This window comes from Acidimicrobiales bacterium (assembly GCA_036378675.1).
GTDB lineage: Bacteria > Actinomycetota > Acidimicrobiia > Acidimicrobiales > Palsa-688 > DASUWA01.
The window spans coordinates 91,774-109,812 of record DASUWA010000007.1; the positions used below are offsets into that span (position 1 = coordinate 91,774).

At 66.3% G+C, this 18,039-nt stretch carries 14 protein-coding genes; 7 read left to right on the plus strand and 7 right to left on the minus strand.

Annotation, left to right across the window (positions count from 1 at the left end; all coding sequences use genetic code 11):
* Positions 1 to 118: 118 nt before the first annotated feature.
* Both VFZ97_02615 and ettA read right to left on the minus strand, forming a co-directional pair.
* Positions 119 to 913: an alpha/beta hydrolase gene (locus VFZ97_02615; protein HEX6392305.1), complete on the minus strand. Its 795-nt coding sequence runs from the start codon at positions 911 to 913 to the stop codon at positions 119 to 121.
* A gap of 114 nt (positions 914 to 1,027) precedes the next feature.
* Positions 1,028 to 2,707 carry an energy-dependent translational throttle protein EttA gene (gene ettA, locus VFZ97_02620; GenBank protein HEX6392306.1) on the minus strand — a complete coding sequence of 560 codons (1,680 nt, stop codon included), beginning with the start codon at positions 2,705 to 2,707 and terminating at the stop codon, positions 1,028 to 1,030.
* A gap of 83 nt (positions 2,708 to 2,790) precedes the next feature.
* On the opposite strand from ettA, the gene VFZ97_02625 reads away from it, so the two are divergent.
* Entirely contained in the window at positions 2,791 to 6,606 is a 3,816-nt protein-coding gene (locus tag VFZ97_02625; GenBank protein HEX6392307.1) for a multifunctional oxoglutarate decarboxylase/oxoglutarate dehydrogenase thiamine pyrophosphate-binding subunit/dihydrolipoyllysine-residue succinyltransferase subunit, read from the plus strand.
* On the opposite strand, the gene VFZ97_02630 is transcribed toward VFZ97_02625, so the two are convergent.
* The gene (locus VFZ97_02630) at positions 6,603 to 7,259 is read right to left on the minus strand and encodes an HAD-IA family hydrolase (GenBank protein HEX6392308.1); all 657 of its coding nucleotides are present in this window, start codon (positions 7,257 to 7,259) and stop codon (positions 6,603 to 6,605) included. The two genes, VFZ97_02625 and VFZ97_02630, sit on opposite strands and share 4 nt — an antisense overlap.
* Positions 7,260 to 7,354: 95 nt before the next feature.
* Here VFZ97_02630 and VFZ97_02635 point away from each other — a divergent pair, with 95 nt between their 5' ends.
* The 3 genes from VFZ97_02635 (at position 7,355) to VFZ97_02645 (ending at position 10,647) form a co-directional block, all read left to right on the plus strand.
* The gene (locus VFZ97_02635; GenBank protein HEX6392309.1) at positions 7,355 to 8,902 is read left to right on the plus strand and encodes a S1 RNA-binding domain-containing protein; all 1,548 of its coding nucleotides are present in this window, start codon (positions 7,355 to 7,357) and stop codon (positions 8,900 to 8,902) included.
* Positions 8,903 to 9,151: 249 nt separating this feature from the next.
* Complete coding sequence (locus VFZ97_02640) at positions 9,152 to 9,934, plus strand: exodeoxyribonuclease III (GenBank protein ID HEX6392310.1); 783 nt, start codon at positions 9,152 to 9,154, stop codon at positions 9,932 to 9,934.
* Positions 9,931 to 10,647, plus strand: a complete 717-nt coding sequence (locus VFZ97_02645; protein HEX6392311.1) for a PaaI family thioesterase — start codon at positions 9,931 to 9,933, stop codon at positions 10,645 to 10,647. Before VFZ97_02640 ends, VFZ97_02645 begins: the two co-directional genes overlap by 4 nt.
* 78 nt (positions 10,648 to 10,725) lie before the next feature.
* Here VFZ97_02645 and VFZ97_02650 read toward each other — a convergent pair whose 3' ends face one another.
* Both VFZ97_02650 and VFZ97_02655 read right to left on the minus strand, forming a co-directional pair.
* Positions 10,726 to 11,166: a hypothetical protein gene (locus VFZ97_02650; GenBank protein ID HEX6392312.1), complete on the minus strand. Its 441-nt coding sequence runs from the start codon at positions 11,164 to 11,166 to the stop codon at positions 10,726 to 10,728.
* A gap of 53 nt (positions 11,167 to 11,219) precedes the next feature.
* On the minus strand, positions 11,220 to 13,109 hold the full coding sequence (locus VFZ97_02655) for an ATP-dependent DNA helicase UvrD2 (GenBank protein HEX6392313.1): 1,890 nt from the start codon (positions 13,107 to 13,109) through the stop codon (positions 11,220 to 11,222).
* 200 nt (positions 13,110 to 13,309) lie between these two features.
* Here VFZ97_02655 and VFZ97_02660 point away from each other — a divergent pair, with 200 nt between their 5' ends.
* From VFZ97_02660 to VFZ97_02670, 3 genes are read left to right on the plus strand one after another with little or no spacing between them, the layout of a single operon-like run.
* Complete coding sequence (locus VFZ97_02660; GenBank protein HEX6392314.1) at positions 13,310 to 13,915, plus strand: PH domain-containing protein; 606 nt, start codon at positions 13,310 to 13,312, stop codon at positions 13,913 to 13,915.
* Positions 13,916 to 13,966: 51 nt separating this feature from the next.
* The gene (locus VFZ97_02665) at positions 13,967 to 14,707 is read left to right on the plus strand and encodes a helical backbone metal receptor (GenBank protein ID HEX6392315.1); all 741 of its coding nucleotides are present in this window, start codon (positions 13,967 to 13,969) and stop codon (positions 14,705 to 14,707) included.
* A 50-nt stretch (positions 14,708 to 14,757) separates the two neighbouring features.
* Positions 14,758 to 15,915: a CaiB/BaiF CoA-transferase family protein gene (locus tag VFZ97_02670; protein HEX6392316.1), complete on the plus strand. Its 1,158-nt coding sequence runs from the start codon at positions 14,758 to 14,760 to the stop codon at positions 15,913 to 15,915.
* A 4-nt stretch (positions 15,916 to 15,919) separates the two neighbouring features.
* Here the strand turns inward: VFZ97_02670 and VFZ97_02675 are convergent, their stop codons facing one another.
* Complete coding sequence (locus VFZ97_02675) at positions 15,920 to 16,162, minus strand: Lrp/AsnC ligand binding domain-containing protein (GenBank protein HEX6392317.1); 243 nt, start codon at positions 16,160 to 16,162, stop codon at positions 15,920 to 15,922.
* Positions 16,163 to 16,221: 59 nt separating this feature from the next.
* A complete protein-coding gene (locus tag VFZ97_02680; GenBank protein HEX6392318.1) occupies positions 16,222 to 18,024 on the minus strand; it encodes a phosphoenolpyruvate carboxykinase (GTP) in 1,803 nt (600 codons plus the stop codon).
* Between the last annotated feature and the right edge of the window lie 15 nt (positions 18,025 to 18,039).

Here is an 18,039-nt window from a genome sequence, read left to right on the forward strand (position 1 = left end):
GAGACGGCGCCGCAGTCCGGGAGCGCGAGCCGGAGCCCGGAGCGCGAGCCGGAGCCGGGCAGCTCGAGCCGGAGCCCGGGAGCGGCGAGCCGGCTGCAGAAACTCCAGGCATCCGGCCTCAACCCAACCGCCCCGCCGACCGGATCAGCTCGGCGAGCTCCGCCGGATGGGTGAGGTGCGCGCCGTGGGAGGCGCCGGCGATATCGCACAGTTCGCCCTTTGGAAGCGACGAGGCAAGCTCGCGGGCGGATCTGCGGTGGTGGGGAGGCGACTGTCCGCCCCTTCCCACCAAGACCGGAATCCTGACCTTCGATTCGTCGAACGGCGGCCCGCTTCGAAGCAGTTCGAGCTCCGCGGTCAGGGTCGGACCCTCACGCCGGCGCTGGCTGCGAGTCGCTTCCGGCAAACGTTCCCACACCCGATCCCCGACCATTCGGCGCATGAACCACTCGGCGCGGTCCTCCGCGTCGAGATGATCAGCGCCGCCGCCGGCGGCGGTCATCCCCGGCCACCACGGCAGCCACGGCCGGGGTGGTTCCCACACCACTGCCGCGGTGATCAGGTCCGGGTGGCGTGACGCCGCTGCGAGGACCACGTTGCCGCCGTAGCTGTGCCCGAAGACGACCGACTGCCGGCTGTCCAGGACCGACAGCAGGTCGTCGACCTGGTCCTCGAAGCTTTCGGGCGGCCCCATGTGGGAGGAGCCCGCGTAACCGCGGCGGTCGTAAGCGACGCAGTGCCATTCCGGGAGCCGGGACATCAGCCGGCGGAAGCTTGTCGCCCGGTCCATCGACCCGTGTACGAGGATCACACGACTGCCCTCGGCCCGGCCGGCGCCCGTCGGACCTACGCCGGTTGGACCTGCGCCGGTCGGACCCGCGCCGGTCGGACCCGCGCCGGTTGGACCGGCCACAGTTGGACCTACGATTTTCCGGTCCGGCGCCTCGGACGGTTCGCGAACGAGCAACCGCAATACGTCGACACCGTCCGAGCCAGGACAATCCGATGCTGGATCGGGCAACGCGGCTCAGTCCCGGACGAGCGGCTTGTAACGGATGCGGTGCGGCTGGTCAGCCTCGATGCCGAGCCTCTTTCGCCGGTCGGCCTCGTAGTCGGAGAAGTTCCCTTCCCACCAGGTCACCTGAGAATCTCCCTCGAACGCCAGCACGTGCGTGGCCACCCGGTCGAGGAACCATCGGTCGTGGCTGATGACGACGGCGCATCCAGGGAACTCGAGCAAACCTTCTTCGAGCGCTCGGAGGGTGTCGACGTCGAGATCGTTGGTGGGCTCGTCGAGAAGGAGGACGTTCCCGCCCGACTTGAGGACCTTCGCGAGATGCACCCGGTTCCGTTCTCCGCCCGACAGGTCGCCGACATTCTTCTGTTGATCGCTGCCCTTGAACCCGAAGCTGGACAGGTACGCCCGCCCGTGGATTTCCCTGCCGCCGACGACTAGCCGGTCCTGAGCCCCGGTCACCTCCTCGAACACAGTGTTGGCAGGATCGAGGGTCTCTCGCGACTGGTCGACGTAGGCGAGCGTCACGCTCGGCCCGACGTGTACCTCCCCGGCGTCGGGCTTCTCGGATCCGACGATCATCCGGAACAGCGTCGTCTTGCCGGCGCCGTTAGGGCCGATCACCCCGACGATGCCGCCGGGAGGCAGGAGAAACGAAAGGTTCTCGAACAACAGACGGTCGCCGTATCCCTTCGACACGCCGTCCGCGTCGATCACCATGTCCCCGAGCCGCGGGCCCGGCGGGATGGTGATTTCGAGCTTCTCGGGGCTCTTTTCAGCCGCCTCGGCCTCGGCAACCAACTGGTTGTAAGCGGTTATGCGGGCCTTCCCCTTGCTCTGCCGGGCCCGCGGCGACATATGGATCCACTCGAGCTCGCGCTCGAGTGTCCGCTGACGGGCGCGGTCGGCTTTCTCCTCGCCGGCGAGGCGCGCCTGCTTCTGTTCGAGCCAGGACGAGTAGTTGCCCTCCCATGGGATCCCGAAACCGCGGTCCAATTCGAGGATCCAGCCTGCGACGTTGTCTAGGAAGTAACGGTCATGGGTCACCGCGACAACAGTCCCCGGGTATTCCTGCAAAGTTCTCTCCAACCACGCGACCGATTCGGCATCGAGATGGTTGGTCGGTTCGTCGAGCAGCAACAGGTCAGGACTCGACAACAGCAAGCGACAAAGCGCGACCCGGCGCGTCTCTCCTCCGGACAGCGTCGATACGTCCGCGTCTGCCGGTGGCAGTCGAAGCGCATCCATGGCTATCTCGATTTTCCTGTCGAGCTCCCATGCGCCGACGGCGTCGATCCGATCCTGAAGCTGCGCCTGTTCAGCGAGCAACTTGTCGAAGTCGGCTTCGGGATCGGCCATCGCGGCGCAGACCTCATCGAACCGAACCAGCAGTTGCTTCGTTTCAGCGACCCCGTCGGTGACGTTTCCGGCCACGTCCTTGGCGGGATCGAGGCGCGGCTCCTGGGGCAGATAGCCGACGGTGAATCCAGGAGTCAGTCGAGCTTCCCCGGTGAACCCGTCGTCCTCGCCGGCCATGATCTTCAGGAGCGACGATTTCCCGGACCCGTTCCCGCCGATCACTCCGATCTTCGCTCCGGGGTAGAAAGACAGATTGATGCCGCGCAGGACCTCGCGGTCGGGTGGGTAGAAGCGCCTCAAGTCGCGCATGGTGAATATGAACTGTGCGGGCATCCCTACAGTGTGCCCGACCCTGCGGGGCACGCCGCCGAGCAGGCACCGCTGCCATGCCTCGTGGACGTACCCTGGCGAGTGTTATGAGTAATCAATCGGAGGGCACCTCGTCGTCCACTTTCGGGGCAAACGCATGGCTGGTGGACGACATGTACGAGCAGTACAGGGCGGACCCCAATTCGGTGAGCGAGAGCTGGAGGGAGTTCTTCGAGGGCTATAGACCCGGCGGCGCCAACCTCGCCCGCCCGGCGACACCTGACGTGACCGACCGGGACGGAGAGGGTCCTGTCCCGGACATCGCCGCCCCCGCAGCAGCTCATCCCGCTGCTGCGGTCAAGCAAGCGCCGGTCCCACCCGGCGCCGCCCCGTCCAAGGAAACGGCGGCGGCCCCTGCTGCGACACCCTCGGCAGCTGCGCAGAGTGGGTCGGGCGGCTCGTCGCTCGCAAGCGTCAGCGCCGGCGAGGCCGAGCCTCAATCGGGGGTGCGCGAGATCCGGATACCGTCCGAGCCGAAGGCCACCGAAGCCGAGGAAGCGACGCCTCTCAGAGGTGCTGCGGCGCGAATAGCGGCGAACATGACCGCGAGTCTCGACGTTCCGACTGCGACGAGTTTTCGGGTCGTTCCAGCGCGCATGCTCGAGGTCAACCGCAAGATCCTCAACAACCAACTGAGCCGGATCGGCAGCGCCGGCAAGGTGAGCTTCACGCACATCATCGGGTACGCGGTTGTGGAAGCCCTCCGGAGCGTGCCGGTGATGAACTCCACCTTCGAGGCGCCCGCTTCAGGTGACCCGAAGGCGATTGCATCGGTGATCCACCACCCGCACATCGGCATGGGGATCGCCGTCGATCTGGAGAAGGCCGACGGTACGCGCACGTTGATGGTGCCGGTCATCAAGGACGCCGACACGCTCGACTTCAGAGGTTTCTGGTCGGCCTACGAGGACCTCGTTCGCAAGGTCCGAGGTGGGAAGGTCGGCGCCGACGACCTCGCCGGGGCAACGGTGAGTCTCACCAACCCGGGGACGATCGGGACCTTCCAGTCGGTTCCCAGGCTCATGCCGGGACAAGGCGTGATCGTCGGTGTGGGAAGCATCGACTATCCGGCCGAGTGGCAGTCCGCGGACCCGCGCATCCTCGCCGAGCTCGGCGTCTCGAAGGTCGTCACCATCACCTCTACGTACGACCACAGGATCATCCAAGGGGCCGAGTCTGGACTGTTTCTCCAGAAGGTCCACCGGTTGCTCACCGGGGAGGACTCCTTCTACGAGCGGGTCTTCAAGGCGATGGGCGTTCCTTACGAACCGGTGCGCCACCACCGGGACCGCAACGACCTGGTCGACTCGACCGCAGTCCATACCGAGAAGCAGATGGAGGTCGACAGCCTCGTCAACCTCTACCGGGTCCGCGGTCACCTGATCGCCCATCTCGATCCGCTCGACTGGAAAGACCCGCACATGCATCCCGAGCTCGACCCGGCCACCCACGGGTTGAGTGTCTGGGACCTCGACAGGGAGTTTCTGACCAACGGCCTGGCCGGATCCGAGAAGATGCGTCTCGGCGACATTCTCGGTGTGTTGCGCGACGCGTACTGCCGCACCGTCGGCGTCGAGTACATGCACATCCAGGAGCCCGAACAGAAACGCTGGATTCAGGAACATGTCGAAGGAGTCTCCACTCAGCTTCCGCAGGAGGAGCAGCGCTGGATTCTCGAGCGGCTCAACGCCGCCGAGGCGCTCGAGCAGTTCCTGAACACCAAGTACATCGGGCAAAAGCGTTTCGGGCTCGAAGGGGGAGAGTCGGCGATACCGCTCATCGATGCGATCCTCGACGAGGCGGCGGTCGAGGGTCAGTCAGAGGCGGTAATCGGGATGGCGCACCGCGGACGGCTGAACGTGCTGATCAACATTGTCGGAAAAAGCTACGGGGACTTGTTCGAAGAGTTCGAGGGCAACATCGACCCCGGGACCGTGCAGGGATCTGGCGACGTCAAGTACCACAAGGGTTTCAAGGGCAAGTTCACCGGAAGGTCGGGCAAGCCGCTCGACGTTCTGTTGGCATCCAACCCGTCGCACCTCGAAGCGGTCGATCCCGTCGTCGAAGGCATGGCGCGAGCTCTCCAGGACCAGGTAATAGCCGACGACCCGGGCAACCCGCACCCGGTGCTCCCTCTGCTCATCCACGGCGACGCCGCGTTCGCCGGCCAGGGTGTTGTTGCCGAAACGCTGAACATGTCGGCACTTCCGGGATACGAGACCGGGGGCACCGTCCACTTGGTGATCAACAACCAGCTCGGCTTCACCACCAACCCCGAGTCGGCGCGCTCGTCGGTGTATGCCACCGATGTCGCGAAGATGGTGCAGGCGCCGATCTTCCACGTCAACGGCGATGACCCCGAAGCATGCGTCAGAGTCGGCCGCCTCGCGTTCGAGTTCAGGCAGCGGTTCAACAAGGACGTCGTGATCGACTTGGTCTGCTACCGCAGGTTCGGCCACAACGAGCAGGACGACCCGAGTCTCACCCAGCCGCTCCTCTACCAGCTGATCAAGGAACACCGCAGCGTCCGCAAGCTCTACACCGAGTCACTGGTCCGCCGCGGCGACATCGACCTATCGGAGGCCGAACAAGCCTTGGACGATTTCTCCAAGCGGCTTCAGTCGGCTCTCGACGAGACCCGCGCTTCGGCACCGCCGCGCCCCACTGAAGTTCCTCCGCCTCCCGCAGCGGCGCCGGTACTCCCCCCGATCGAGACGGGTGTCGACATGGGTGGCCTGCAGAAGGTCGTCGACGCACTCGGATCGTTCCCCGAAGGCTTCACCGTCCATCCGAAGCTGGTGCGCGTGTTCGAGAATCGAGCCAAGCTGTGGGAGGGAGGGGAAGTCGACTGGGCCCTCGGCGAAGCCCTTGCCTACGGAACGTTGCTTCTCGAGGGCCACGACGTGCGCCTGGCAGGGCAGGACACGAGGAGAGGAACCTTCGGGCATCGCAACGCCGCGGTGGTCGATTACCGGACAGGTGCGGAATACGAGCCGCTCGGGGCGCTGGGCCCGGGGCGTTTCTCGATATACGACTCTCTGCTTTCCGAGTACGCAGGTCTCGGTTTCGAGTACGGCTACTCGTTGATCGCGCGCGACGGCCTGGTCGCGTGGGAGGCGCAGTTCGGAGACTTCGTCAACGGTGGGCAGATCATCATCGACCAGTTCCTCGCCGCCGCCGAGATCAAATGGGGGCAGACCTCGGGCCTGATTCTTCTCCTGCCACACGGCTACGAAGGGCAGGGCGCGGAGCACTCGTCGGCGCGGATCGAACGTTTTCTAGACCTTTGCGCCGAGGACAACATGCAGGTCGCCAACGTCACGACCGCGTCCCAACTGTTCCACCTCCTTCGACGCCAGGTCCTTCGCGCCGGCCGGAAGCCTCTGATCCTCTTCACCCCGAAGCGATACCTGCGGGCGCGTGAGGCCTACAGCCCGGTAGCGGAGTTGGAGTCCGGTCATTTTCGGGAAGTGCTCCCGGATCCGGGTGTAAACGACCCTGAAGCCGTTCGCCGGATCGTCCTCGCTTCCGGCAAGGTCGCGCTGGACGCACTCGTCGCGCGCGACAAGAGCGGAAGGTCGGATGTCGCCGTCGTGCGGATCGAGCAGCTGCACCCGTGGCCGGCGGATCAGATCGCCTCGGCGATCGCGGAGTACGAGCGAGCCGAGGAAGTGGTCTGGCTGCAAGAGGAGCCCGAGAACATGGGGCCGTGGACCTTTGTCCGGGATCGGCTGGAGTCGATGCTCGGCGGTGATTTCAACTTCAGCAAGGTGAGCCGGGTGGCGTCGGGATCGCCCGCGACCGGCAGCCACGCGATGCACGAGCTGGAACAGGCCGACATCGTCGCCCGCGCGCTCGGCTAACTCAACGGGAACCCGACGACTTCTTCCAGTTCTTGGATCGCCAGGTCGGGGTCGACAACCTTGATGGTGATCATCCCCATCTGGCGAGCGGGCTTGAGGTTCACGCCGAGGTCGTCGAGGAACACCGCGTGTTCGGGTTCGATCCCCAGCAGGTCGAGGGCAATTCGGTAAAAACGCGGATCCGGTTTGCGGCACCCGGCGATCGAGGACTGGACCACAGCGTCGAACAGGTCCATGACCGGTGCGTAACCGGCGGTGACTCGACCAGCCTCTTGGACACTTAAGTTGTCCTCTCCCGCGCTGAAGTTATTGGTAAGCAGGCCGGTCTTCAGCCGTGCGTGGCACCGGCGGAGGGCTTCGACCATTCCGGGCCGAAGCTCGCCCGACAGGGTGGACAGCAGCGCCGTGGCGTCGAGTGTGTGACCCGCGTCGCTGGCTTCGCGCTCGAACAGTTTTGCGAACTCCTCGACGGTGACCTCGCCGCGCTCGAAACGTGCCCACGCGTTGTGATCGGGGTTGGTGGCGTTGAGCTGACGGATAGCGCCTTCAGGTAGGCCGTTCTCGGCTTCATAAGCGCGGAACGAATCGAAGGGACTTGTCGTCAGCACCCCTCCGAAGTCCCACAGGACCGCCTTTATGTCCGGGTTGGCCACGAGCGACGAATCTAGGGGCTCGGAACCCACCCGGCCCCTTCGGCGAGCGGGTTCCCTCGGATCGGCGGCGCGGGCTGCTTGACTCTAGGGCTGGCATGAGCGCTCGCCACGTGGTCGTCGACGGATCGAATATTGCGACAGAAGGTCGGTCGCTGCCGAGCCTGGCTCAGCTGGATGAGGCGGTCCGAGAGTTCATGGCGGAGAATCCCGACGACATCGTCACTGTCGTCGTCGACGCTTCCTTCGGGCACCGGGTCGATCCGTCGGAGTTGCCGGTCTTCGAGGAGGCCGAAACCGCGGGCGAAATCGTGTCGCCGCCGGCAGGCGCCATCGGACGTGGCGACGCGTTCCTTCTTCGGATCGCGGAGAAGATCGGCGCGACGGTGCTTTCCAACGACTCGTTCCAAGAGTTTCACGGCGAGCATCCGTGGTTATTCGACAAGGGCCGGCTCATTGGTGGGAAACCGGTTCCTAGCGTCGGCTGGATCTTCATGGAGCGGAGCCCGGTTCGGGGCCAGAAGAGCCGTGAGGTGGTGAAGGAGGCCAAGCGGAAGAAGAAGGCGGAAGCCGTCGAAGAACCAAGCGGCTTGGACCTGGCGGTCACCCGAACGAAAGGCCGCGACAAGAAGCTGGACCGGGCGATCGCCCGCGCGACTCAAGAGGTGATCCAGCCGAACGACGGCAAGCGTTCAAAGCGCCGGCGAGCGGGCACGCCTCCGGCCGAACCGGTCAACGAGCCCCTGCCTTTCATCACCTTCATCGCCGCCCATCCTTTGGGCAGCGAGGTCGTTGGTGTCGTCACGGAGTTCTCGTCCCACGGCGCGTTCGTCGAGTCGTTCGGCGCCAGGTGCTACATCCCGCTCAGCGCGATGGGGGACCCGCCGCCCCGGAGGGCGAGAGAGGTGCTCGGCAAGGGAGACGAGCGCACCTTCGTGGTGCAGGCGCTCGACCCTCAGCGGCGGGGCATCGAGCTCGCCTTGCCGGGCTTCGCGAAGATCGCCGGCTCCCCGACACCAGAAACGGTCGAGGCGGAGATCCATCCTGTGCCGGCGGCGAAACCGGCCCGAAAGAAAGCGGCGCCTGTGCTGGCCCCCGCTGCGACCGATTCCGACCTCGTTGCGGCTGCTGCCGGGTCCGTTTCGGTTGCGCCCGCTGCTTCGAAATCGACTTCTCCCAAGAAGGCGGCCGCCAAGAAGGCGGCCAAGAAGGCCGCTGCCAGTAAAGCGGCTGCCAGTAGGGCGGCTGCCAAGAAGGCTCCGTCCAAGGAGGTGCCGGTGAAGAAGGCAGCGCCGGCCAAGAAGGCGGCAGCTTCGAAGAAGGCAGCGCCGGCGAAGGACGCAGCGCCGGCGAAGGAGGCGGCACCGGGGAAGAAGGCTCAGCCGGCGAAGAAGGCAACACCGGCGAAGGAGGCGGCTGTGTCGAAGAGGGCAGCACCCTCGAAGGCGGGTCCGCCGGCAAAGAAGGCTCAGCCGGCGAAAAAGGGGGGAGCCAAAAAGGCCGGTGCGGCCACCGGGAACGCCGCCGGCGCCCCGAGGAAGTCGGCCGTCAAGCGAACCGGCGGCGCTACCGCCTCAGCAGCTGGCGTCCCAGCCGATGTCGTATCGCCGGCGCTTAGAGCTGATGCGGCTGTAGAAGGCGACTAGCCACCCCGTAGCCCTCGCAGGCGGCCGCCGCCTAACAGCCTTTCTCCTTTCTGGGCGTAACTTTCGCGTTCGGGTGTGAAAACAGACCGCCCGAGGTCGAAATCCACGCCCGAACCGCAGAAGTCACTCCCAGAAAAGGGGCCCGGAATCCGGGCGCCGACCACCGCCGTCCAGCAGCGTTGGCAGTGCGACACCTCGGGCGCCGGCGATGTGGCCAGGTGGGGTACGCCCCCTTACGATGAGGTCGTCATGCGGATAGCAACCTGGAATGTGAACTCGCTGAAGGCCCGGATGCCGAGGGTGGAGGAGTGGCTCTCGTACGCCGGGCCGGACGTCTTGTGCCTTCAGGAGACCAAGTTGGCCGAGGCGACCTTTCCCCACATGGCGTTCAGCGCCCTCGGATACGAGAGCGTGCATCATGGTGACGGGCAGTGGAACGGGGTCGCCATCCTTTCGAAGGTCGGGATCGAACGGGGGTCATTCGGGTTCACCGACCCGGTCGAGGCCGACTCCGAGACCAGGCTGGTCACCGCCTCGTGCGGAGGAGTAATCGTGTGCAGCGTCTACGTACCGAACGGCCGCAGCGTCGACTCGGAGCACTACAAGTACAAGCTCGCATGGCTCGAAAAGCTCCGCCATCATCTGGACCTGGTCGCCAACCCCGACGAGCCGGTGGCGGTCTGCGGAGACTTCAACATCGCACCTGACGATTCTGACGTCTGGAGTCCGGAGGCGTTCGTCGGCTCGACGCACGTAACCCCGGCGGAACGCGAAGCGCTTCGTGACCTCGAGGGGTGGGGACTCGTCGACGCGTTCCGGCACCGTTACCCGGAAGATCGTTTGTACAGCTACTGGGACTACCGGGCGGGAGACTTCCACGAGCACCGCGGTATGCGGATAGATCTGCTGCTCCTTTCGAAGCCTTTGGCCGGCAAGATCAGTTGGGCCCTCGTCGACAGGAACGCCAGGAAAGGGAAGCTGCCCTCGGATCACGCTCCGGTGTTCGTCGACGTGGACCTGGAGGCGGCGTGAGCGAATCGGAACGTTTGGAACGTGCGCGGGTCGATATGGGGGAGCAGCTCGCCGAGCATCTGGAGAACGTGTTGTCCGCTCCCGCCGAGGACCGCATAGCTGCGGCACGCCGCGTCGGCGAGGCTTTCCGAAGAGCGATCGACCATTTCACGGCAACGTCGGCTCCGGTCGAACAGCTGGCTGAAATCGAGTCGCTGGTGCTCGACGTTGCAGACCGGTTGGAGGCGTTCGGAGGCACCCGCCGCTACGAGGGGACCGCCGAGGCTTCAGGGCTCGGTCACGATCGGGCCCACTTCGACTGGTCGCCCCTCCTCGGGACCGCGAACCCGCTCGCGCCCCCGCTTCGGATCGCCTTCGAAGAGGGAATGGTCGTCGGACACGCCGAATTCGGTGCGGCCTACGAGGGTCCGCCCGGGTGTGTCCACGGCGGCTACGTGGCGGCGGCCTTCGACGAGATCCTCGGGCTCGCCCAGTCGCTCTCCGGACAGGTGGGCATGACCGCGAACCTGAGCGTCCGCTACCGCCGCCCAACCCCGCTGCACAAGGACCTTCGGTTCGAGGGCCGTCTCGAAGGCGTTAACGGCCGCAAGGTGACGGCTTCGGGGATGCTGTTCGCCGGCGAGGAGGTCACCGCCGAGGCAAACGGCCTGTTCATCACCGTGACCCCCGAACGTTTCGCGGCCCTCGCTGCACAACGCCAACGGCGCGACTGACGCCGGCGCCAACGGGAAACCGAGGCGCCTGGCGCTACGCGCGCCCGCAAGCGACGTCGCCGGCAGCCTTGGGGCGGATCAGCCGAAGAAGGAGGTGGCGCCCGCCCCGGCCATGACCGGCCGGGTGAGCGAGATCGGGGGCGCCGAGAAGGAATCTTCGAAGCTGAACTCCCACGGGATGGGCAGCGCAGCAGAGCCGGACCCGGCGAGAGGCTTCGGCTTCCTCGGGAACGGTGACCCTGAGCTTCCGCCCCTACCCTTGTAGACGATTATGCCGGTGACCGGGTCGGGCACCGCATCCAACGCCGCCGTGACGTTGGCGAGGGTCATGTAGGACTCCCAGGCGTCCTCGTCCTCGAAGCAAAGCTCGAAAACGACACCCCACGTGTGCCGGTGCCAGGACCAGTCCTTGGCGCCGTGCGCCAGCGCGGACTCGATCAGCGCGTCTTGGTATGCCTCCGCCCAAATCGACGCAGGCGTGGCCCCATCGAAGACCTCGATCGAGTACCAAGCGCTCATACCAACAGGCTACCTCTCTGCCACGGACGCGCAGCACCCTCCGCACCCCCACTCTACGCCGACTCACGCCTCCTGGCAACGATCGCGAGCAGGGTGGGCCCGTATCGAGCGGCCTTGACCGGGCCCAGGCCGGGCACCGCTACCAGCTCGTCGTCGTCTCTCGGGCGGAGGCTGGCTACCGCCGAGAGGGTGGCGTCGTGGAGGATCACGTACGGCGGAACCCCGCTGGCACGGGCGGCCTGCGAGCGCCACGAGCGGAGAGCGGAGACGATCTCCGGATCCGGATCCGGCCATCTCGACTCGTTGCGCTGGGCGCGTTTCCGCTGCCCGCCTCGCTGGCGATTGGCGGCGAGGGCTTGCCGCTGGGCGCGAAGGCGGTCCCGCCAAAAGTCGACGTCCGCCTCGGGATCGCGGGACTCGCCGTCGGAATTCTCGCCATTCTCGCGGCCCGATGGCCAGATGAGCTCCAACCAGGGGGAGCACTCGCGGGGGACGGGGCGTCCCCCGAAGCTTCGCATTCGGGCCCAAGAGCAGTGGAGCTCACGGCTCGCGCGGGTGAGCGCCACGTACAGCAAGCGGCGTTCCTCGTCCAGGGCTTTGCGTCCTCCGGCCCGGGCTATCGGAACCAGCCCGGTCTCGAGACCCACCACCCACACTGCATCCCACTCGAGTCCCTTCGCCCGGTGGAAGCTGCACAACGTGACGGAATCGCTCTTTTCAACCGGACCGGTCGGCTTCGTCGACGCCGTCTCGTCTTCTGGGCCTTCCGGTTCAGGCGACGGCGCCCAGTACGGAACGCCGGCACCATCGAGAGCATCCTTGAAGGCCGACAACTGGGCATTCGTGCGCGCCAGCACGGCCATGTCCGACCAACTCCGGCCGTCGAGGTGCGCTCGCCTGATCGATAGGGCGGTGCCCTGCGCTTCGGCTGTGTCCGACCCATAACAGCGGATGGTCGGCTCCGGCCCGCTCTCCGTCGACGAAGCCAGCCGCGAGCCGGACTCCCCGAGGACGGCAGCCGCAGCCCGGACGATCTGAGGAGTGCAACGGTGGTTGTGGTCGAGGCTGACCACTTCGGTGGTTGGCCAGCGTTCGCCGACGAGCGAAAGCAGCCCGACCTCGGCGCCGTTCCAGCCGTAGATGGCCTGGTTGGGATCGCCGACGGCACACAGGTCCGGTCTGGGTCCCAGCCAGGCGAGGAGCAGTCTGAACTGGACAGGGTTCAAGTCCTGGAACTCGTCGACGAAGACGTGCCGCCACCGCCAGCGCTGGGCAGCGGCGAAGTCGGGGTCGCGCTCCATCGCATCGGCGCACCCGGCGAGCAGGTCGTCGAAATCGATCAGCCCGCGCCGGGTCTTCTCGTGCTCGTAGCGGGCGTAGAGGGCGGAGACCTCGTCCGCCCGCGACCCGGAAGGCACCGCCCTTCCATGCAGCTTGAGCGACTCGACCAGGTGGTCCGGTGGGATCATCCGCGCTTTGGCCCATTCGATCAGCGACGCGAGTTCAGAGACCGGCACAGACGAGAGCCCAGGCCGGGCGGCAGCGAGCGGCCCGAGAAGGCGGCTCTTACGATCGAGGAGCACCGGAGGAGTGCGCCGGCGGTCGGCCCACCACCGGCGAAGCTGGCTGGAGGCGATCGCGTGAAATGTGCCCGCGCAGATCTGGCCCCGCATGCCGAGAGCGTGAAGGCGTTCCTGCAGTTCGCCGGCAGCCTTGCGGGTGAACGTCAGAGCCAGAACATGGCTCGCCTCGCCGCTGCCGCTGGCCACCCGGTACGCGATCCGCCGGGTCAGTACCCGGGTCTTACCGGCGCCGGCGGATGCGACGACGATCAGCGGGGCTGCGTCTGTCGTGACCGCGGTCCGTTGGGCCGGGGTCAGATCGAGCAGCAGCTGTTCAGGGTCGAATCCCCTGGTTATCGCTGACGCGGCCCGGTCGTGCACCCGGCCGAAGATACGGAGGGGGTGTGACGATTTGGTGGACCCTCAAAAATGACGGCGCCGGTTGCGCGCCTGGCGATGATCCCCCCGAATCATCGAGCCGGCGCTGCAACCGGGCACCTGTCGAGGCCCGAAGCATGCCTTGCCCCCAGGCGTTTCGTCAAGCACTGCCCTGAAAAGCCCGCCGGGATTAGCTTGTGCGCGTGCGTTTCCGAAGGCGATTGAGCCCGGGGGAGGAGGTAGTTCTCGACACCCACCCGCACTGGTGGTACCTGGCGGGGCCGGTCGTCGTCGTGGTCGTCGTCATCGCCGGAGCAGCGACGGGCGCGATCGAGCACGCTCCCTCGTGGGCTGGATGGCTGTCGCTTGCTGCGTTAGCGCTGAGCGTGGGCTGGCTGCTCGCTCGCTACTCACGCTGGCGGACCACCCGGCTGGTGGTGACCAACCGCCGGCTGATCGAGAGGCGCGGGTTGTTTTCGAGACGAGGCCGGGAGATCCCGTTGATGGCGCTGAGCGACGTCAGCTTCCATCAGACTTTCTTCGAACGGCTCATCGGGGCCGGCACCGTGGTGATCGAATCGGCGGGTAGGGATTCTCGGGAGAGCTTTCCGGATCTTCCGCATCCCGCCCACATCCACGACGAGATCTACACCCAGCTCGACGCCGCTCGTCGCGCTTACCAGACGTCGGGATCGGCTCCCGCCTCGATACCCGAGCAGATCGACCAGCTCGACCAGCTCCGCCGGCGAGGCGTGATCTCGGACGCCGAGTTCGAGGAGAAGAAGTCCCGCCTGCTCGACAAGTTGTGACTCCGTGACATCGGCCCGGATGGGGCCCCAACCCCATCCTCCTCCGGATGCGTGGGGGCCCCAGCCCCACGCCCGGCCGTGACGCCGGCCGACACGAGACCGCGGGTCGTCAGCCTGGTCCCGTCGATCACTGAGACGCTTCTCGCATGGGGCGTGCCCCCCGTCGCCGTCACCCGGTTCTGCGAGGCGCCCGACCTCCCGAAGGTGGGCGGGACAAAGAATCCCGACGTCGAAGCGATCATCGCCCTTCACCCCGATGTGGTGCTCATGGACCGGGAGGAGAACCGCTCGGAGGACGCCGACGCCCTCGCCGCGGCAGGACTCAGAGTTCACGCCACCCACGTCCTGTCGGTCGGCGATGTCGGCCCGGCGCTTCAAGAGATCTCGCACGTGCTCGGCGCGGAAACGGAGAGCCCCGAAGCCGAGGTCGACGCACCGCCCGCGGAGCATTTTTTCCGAGCCTGGATACCGATATGGCGGCGGCCCTGGATGACCCTGAACGGGTCGACGTACGGTTCGTCGTTGCTGGCCCTCGCCGGCATCGACAACATCTTCGCCCCCCAACCGGACACCTACCCGCAAGCCGGGCCCGACCAGGCGAAGGCCCTCCAAGCCGACGTGGTCCTCGCCCCTTCGGAGCCGTACCCCTTCTCGGAGCGTCACCGCGCAGAGCTCGAGCTCGTCGCGCCAGTCGTGTTCGTCGATGGCCGGGATCTGTTCTGGTGGGGAAGCAGGACACCCGAAGCGGCGGTTCGCCTGCGTGCGTTGGCGGCTGGCCTGGCGAAGCGGTAAGTATCGGCGCGCGACACCGCGAGTAAGCGCGGAGTGAAGGGAGTGGGAGAGTGACCGGTCCGCTGAAGGGATTCAGGATCGTCGAGCTGGCCGGGATCGGCCCCGGGCCCTTCGCCGGGATGATGCTGGCCGACATGGGTGCCGAAGTTCTCCGGGTGGACCGTTCGCAATCGGTTCGCGAGGGAGCCGGGCCGATCCACTTCGACGTGCTCGGTCGTGGCCGGCGATCGGTCGGCGTCGATCTGAAGCACCCCGACGGCAGGGAGGCGGTTCTGCGCCTCGTTGAACACGCGGACGCTCTGATCGAGGGTTTCCGTCCCGGCGTGACCGAACGGCTCGGGCTCGGACCCGAAGACTGCCTCGCCCGGAACCCGCGCCTCGTGTACGGCCGGATGACCGGATGGGGGCAGGACGGCCCGTACGCGCCGACGGCCGGCCACGACATCAACTACATCGCGCTCAGCGGAACGCTCGGAATGATCGGCAGATCCGGTGAACCGCCGGTCCCGCCGCTGAACCTGATCGGAGACTTCGGCGGCGGGGGGATGCTGCTCGCCTACGGCATCGTGTGCGCGCTGCTCGAAACGTCGCGCTCCGGTGAGGGTCAGTTGATCGACGCCGCGATGGTCGACGGCGCAGCGCTGCTCGCCGCAATGATCCACGGCATGCGTGCATCGGGTCTGTGGGGCGACGGACGGGGCACCAACATGCTCGACACAGGAGCCTTCTATTACGAGGTATACGAGACCGCCGACGGCCGGTACATCTCACTCGGATCGATCGAGCCGCAGTTCTACGACGTCATGACCCGCTTGACCGGCCTCGCGGAGGACGCTGACGGGTTGGGGCCGTTGCCGGGCCAGCAGGACCGCGCCTCATGGCCACGAATGAAAGAGCGCCTCGCAGCCTTGATCAAGACCAGGACGCGCGACGAATGGTGCGCCATCCTCGAGGGGACCGACGCTTGCTTCGCCCCGGTCCTGGAACCGGGCGAAGCGCCGGACCATCCGCACAATCAGGCCAGAGGGACGTTCGTCGTGCGCGACGGTGTCGTCCAACCGGCGCCGGCGCCCCGGTTCAGCCGTACCGTGCCGGAGATCTCGGGACCGCCCCCGGCCGCCGGCATGCACACCGACGAGGCGCTCGCGGCTTGGGGCTTCGCGGGCGACGAGATCTCGAAGCTCCGCGAGGTCGGCGCGATCCACTAGCTCGTCAACCGTCGAGGTGAACGACGGGGCAGGTGAGAGTGCGAGTGATTCCCTCGATCATCTGCAGCCTGCTGACGATCATCCGACCGAGCTCGTCTACCGACTCGGCTTCGGCCTTCACGATCACGTCATACGGTCCGGTCACATCGTCGGCTGCGATCACACCGGAGATGTCCCTGACGTGATCGGCGACCGAAGCGGCCTTCCCGACCTCGGTCTGGATGAGGACATATGCGCTGACGCCCATCGATCAACTCCTTGTGCCGGGACCGTTTCCCGATCCTAGGTGCCCAGCGCGGCCGGACTTCAGCCCAGGCGTTTTTCGAGCTTGGCCAGCTCGTCGTAGAGAGCATCGGGGACCCGGTCACCGAGCTTCTCGTAGTGCTCGGAGATAAGAGGTACCTCCTGCCTCCAGCCGTCGACGTCGACTCGCAGCAGCTCGTCCATGTCGGTAGGTGTCACGTCCACGCCGTCGGTTGGGATCGCGTCGGAGGTCGGGAGCAGGCCGATTGGTGTTTCGACGGCGTCGCCCCGCCCGGCGCAGCGCTCGAAGACCCATTCGAGGACCCGGCTGTTCTCGCCATAACCGGGCCACAGGAACTTCCCGTCCGGTCCTTTTCGAAACCAGTTCACGTAAAAAAGACGGGGCAGCCTGTCGCTATCGCTCTTCTCACCGATGTCGAGCCAGTGGCTGAAGTAGTCGGCCATGTTGTAGCCACAGAACGGAAGCATGGCGAACGGGTCGCGGCGGAGCTTGCCCACCGCTCCCGCGGCTGCTGCCGTCGTCTCGGACGCCATGATCGAACCGAGGAAGACGCCGTGCTGCCAGTCGAACGCTTCGGTCACGAGCGGGATGACGCTGGAGCGTCGCCCGCCGAAGAGAATGGCCGAGATGGGAACGCCCTGAGGTGATTCCCATTCGGGCGCGATCGCCGGATCCTGCGAGGCCGGGGCGGTGAACCTCGCGTTGGGGTGCGCTGCGGGCGTCTCCGACTCGGGCGTCCAGTCGTGGCGTTTCCAGTCGGTCAGATGCGCCGGCTTGTCCTGGGTCATTCCCTCCCACCAAACGTCACCGTCGTCGGTGAACGCGGTGTTGGTGAAGATGCAGTTCTGGGAGAGAGTGAGCATCGCGTTGAGGTTGGTCTTGTTGTTCGTACCCGGCGCCACGCCGAAGAACCCGTACTCGGGGTTGATCGCCCACAGGCGCCCGTCCTCGCCGAACTTCATCCAGCAGATGTCGTCCCCGATGGTCTCGACCTTCCAGCCGGGGAGGGTGGGGATGAGCATCGCCAGGTTGGTCTTGCCGCACGCCGAGGGGAACGCCCCGGTTACGTAGCGGACCTCTCCCTTGGGTGACGTCAGCTTGAGGATCAGCATGTGCTCGGCGAGCCAACCGTCGTCGCGCGCCATGACAGAAGCGATCCGCAGCGCGAAGCACTTCTTGCCGAGCAGGGCGTTCCCGCCGTACCCGGAGCCGAACGACCAGATCTCGCGGGTTTCGGGGAAGTGGACTATGTATTTGTTTTCGCTGTTGCAGGGCCAGGGAACATCCTGCTGGCCTGCTTCGAGAGGCGCGCCGACCGAGTGGACGCAAGGCACGAACTCGCCGTCCCTACCGAGGACTTCGAGGGCCCCGCGGCCCATACGGGTCATGATTCGCATGCTCGCAGCTACGTAGGCCGAGTCGGTCAACTCCACGCCGATGTGGGCTATCGGCGAACCGAGGGGACCCATCGAGAAGGGCACCACATACATGGTGCGACCCCGCATGCACCCCCGGTACAGATCGCGGAGGACCTTCTTCATCTCCTTCGGATCCCGCCAGTTGTTGGTGGCGCCCGCATCCTCCTCGTGCTCTGAGCAGATGAAGGTGCGGTCCTCGACGCGGGCAACGTCCCCCGGATCCGATGTCGCCCAGTAGCTGTTCGGCCGCTTAGCTTCGGACAACCGTGTGAAGGTCCCCGCTTCTACGAGCTCAGCGCACAGCTCGTCGTACTCCTCCGCCGACCCGTCACACCAAATCACCTGGTCGGGCTCGGTGAGGGCTGCCCACTCCTGGACCCACGCGAGGAGGCGTGGGTGGTCCGTCAGGGGCTCAGTGGAGGTCACGGCTTGAATTTCTCC

Bases quoted from the DNA above. Each gene is read 5' to 3' on its own strand.
- ettA (HEX6392306.1), bottom strand. From the start codon at position 2,707: ATGCCCGCACAGTTCATATTCACCATGCGCGACTTGAGGCGCTTCTAC.
- VFZ97_02625 (HEX6392307.1), top strand. From the start codon at position 2,791: ATGAGTAATCAATCGGAGGGCACCTCGTCGTCCACTTTCGGGGCAAAC.
- VFZ97_02640 (HEX6392310.1), top strand. From the start codon at position 9,152: ATGCGGATAGCAACCTGGAATGTGAACTCGCTGAAGGCCCGGATGCCG.
- VFZ97_02650 (HEX6392312.1), bottom strand. From the start codon at position 11,166: ATGAGCGCTTGGTACTCGATCGAGGTCTTCGATGGGGCCACGCCTGCG.
- VFZ97_02635 (HEX6392309.1), top strand. From the start codon at position 7,355: ATGAGCGCTCGCCACGTGGTCGTCGACGGATCGAATATTGCGACAGAA.
- VFZ97_02675 (HEX6392317.1), bottom strand. From the start codon at position 16,162: ATGGGCGTCAGCGCATATGTCCTCATCCAGACCGAGGTCGGGAAGGCC.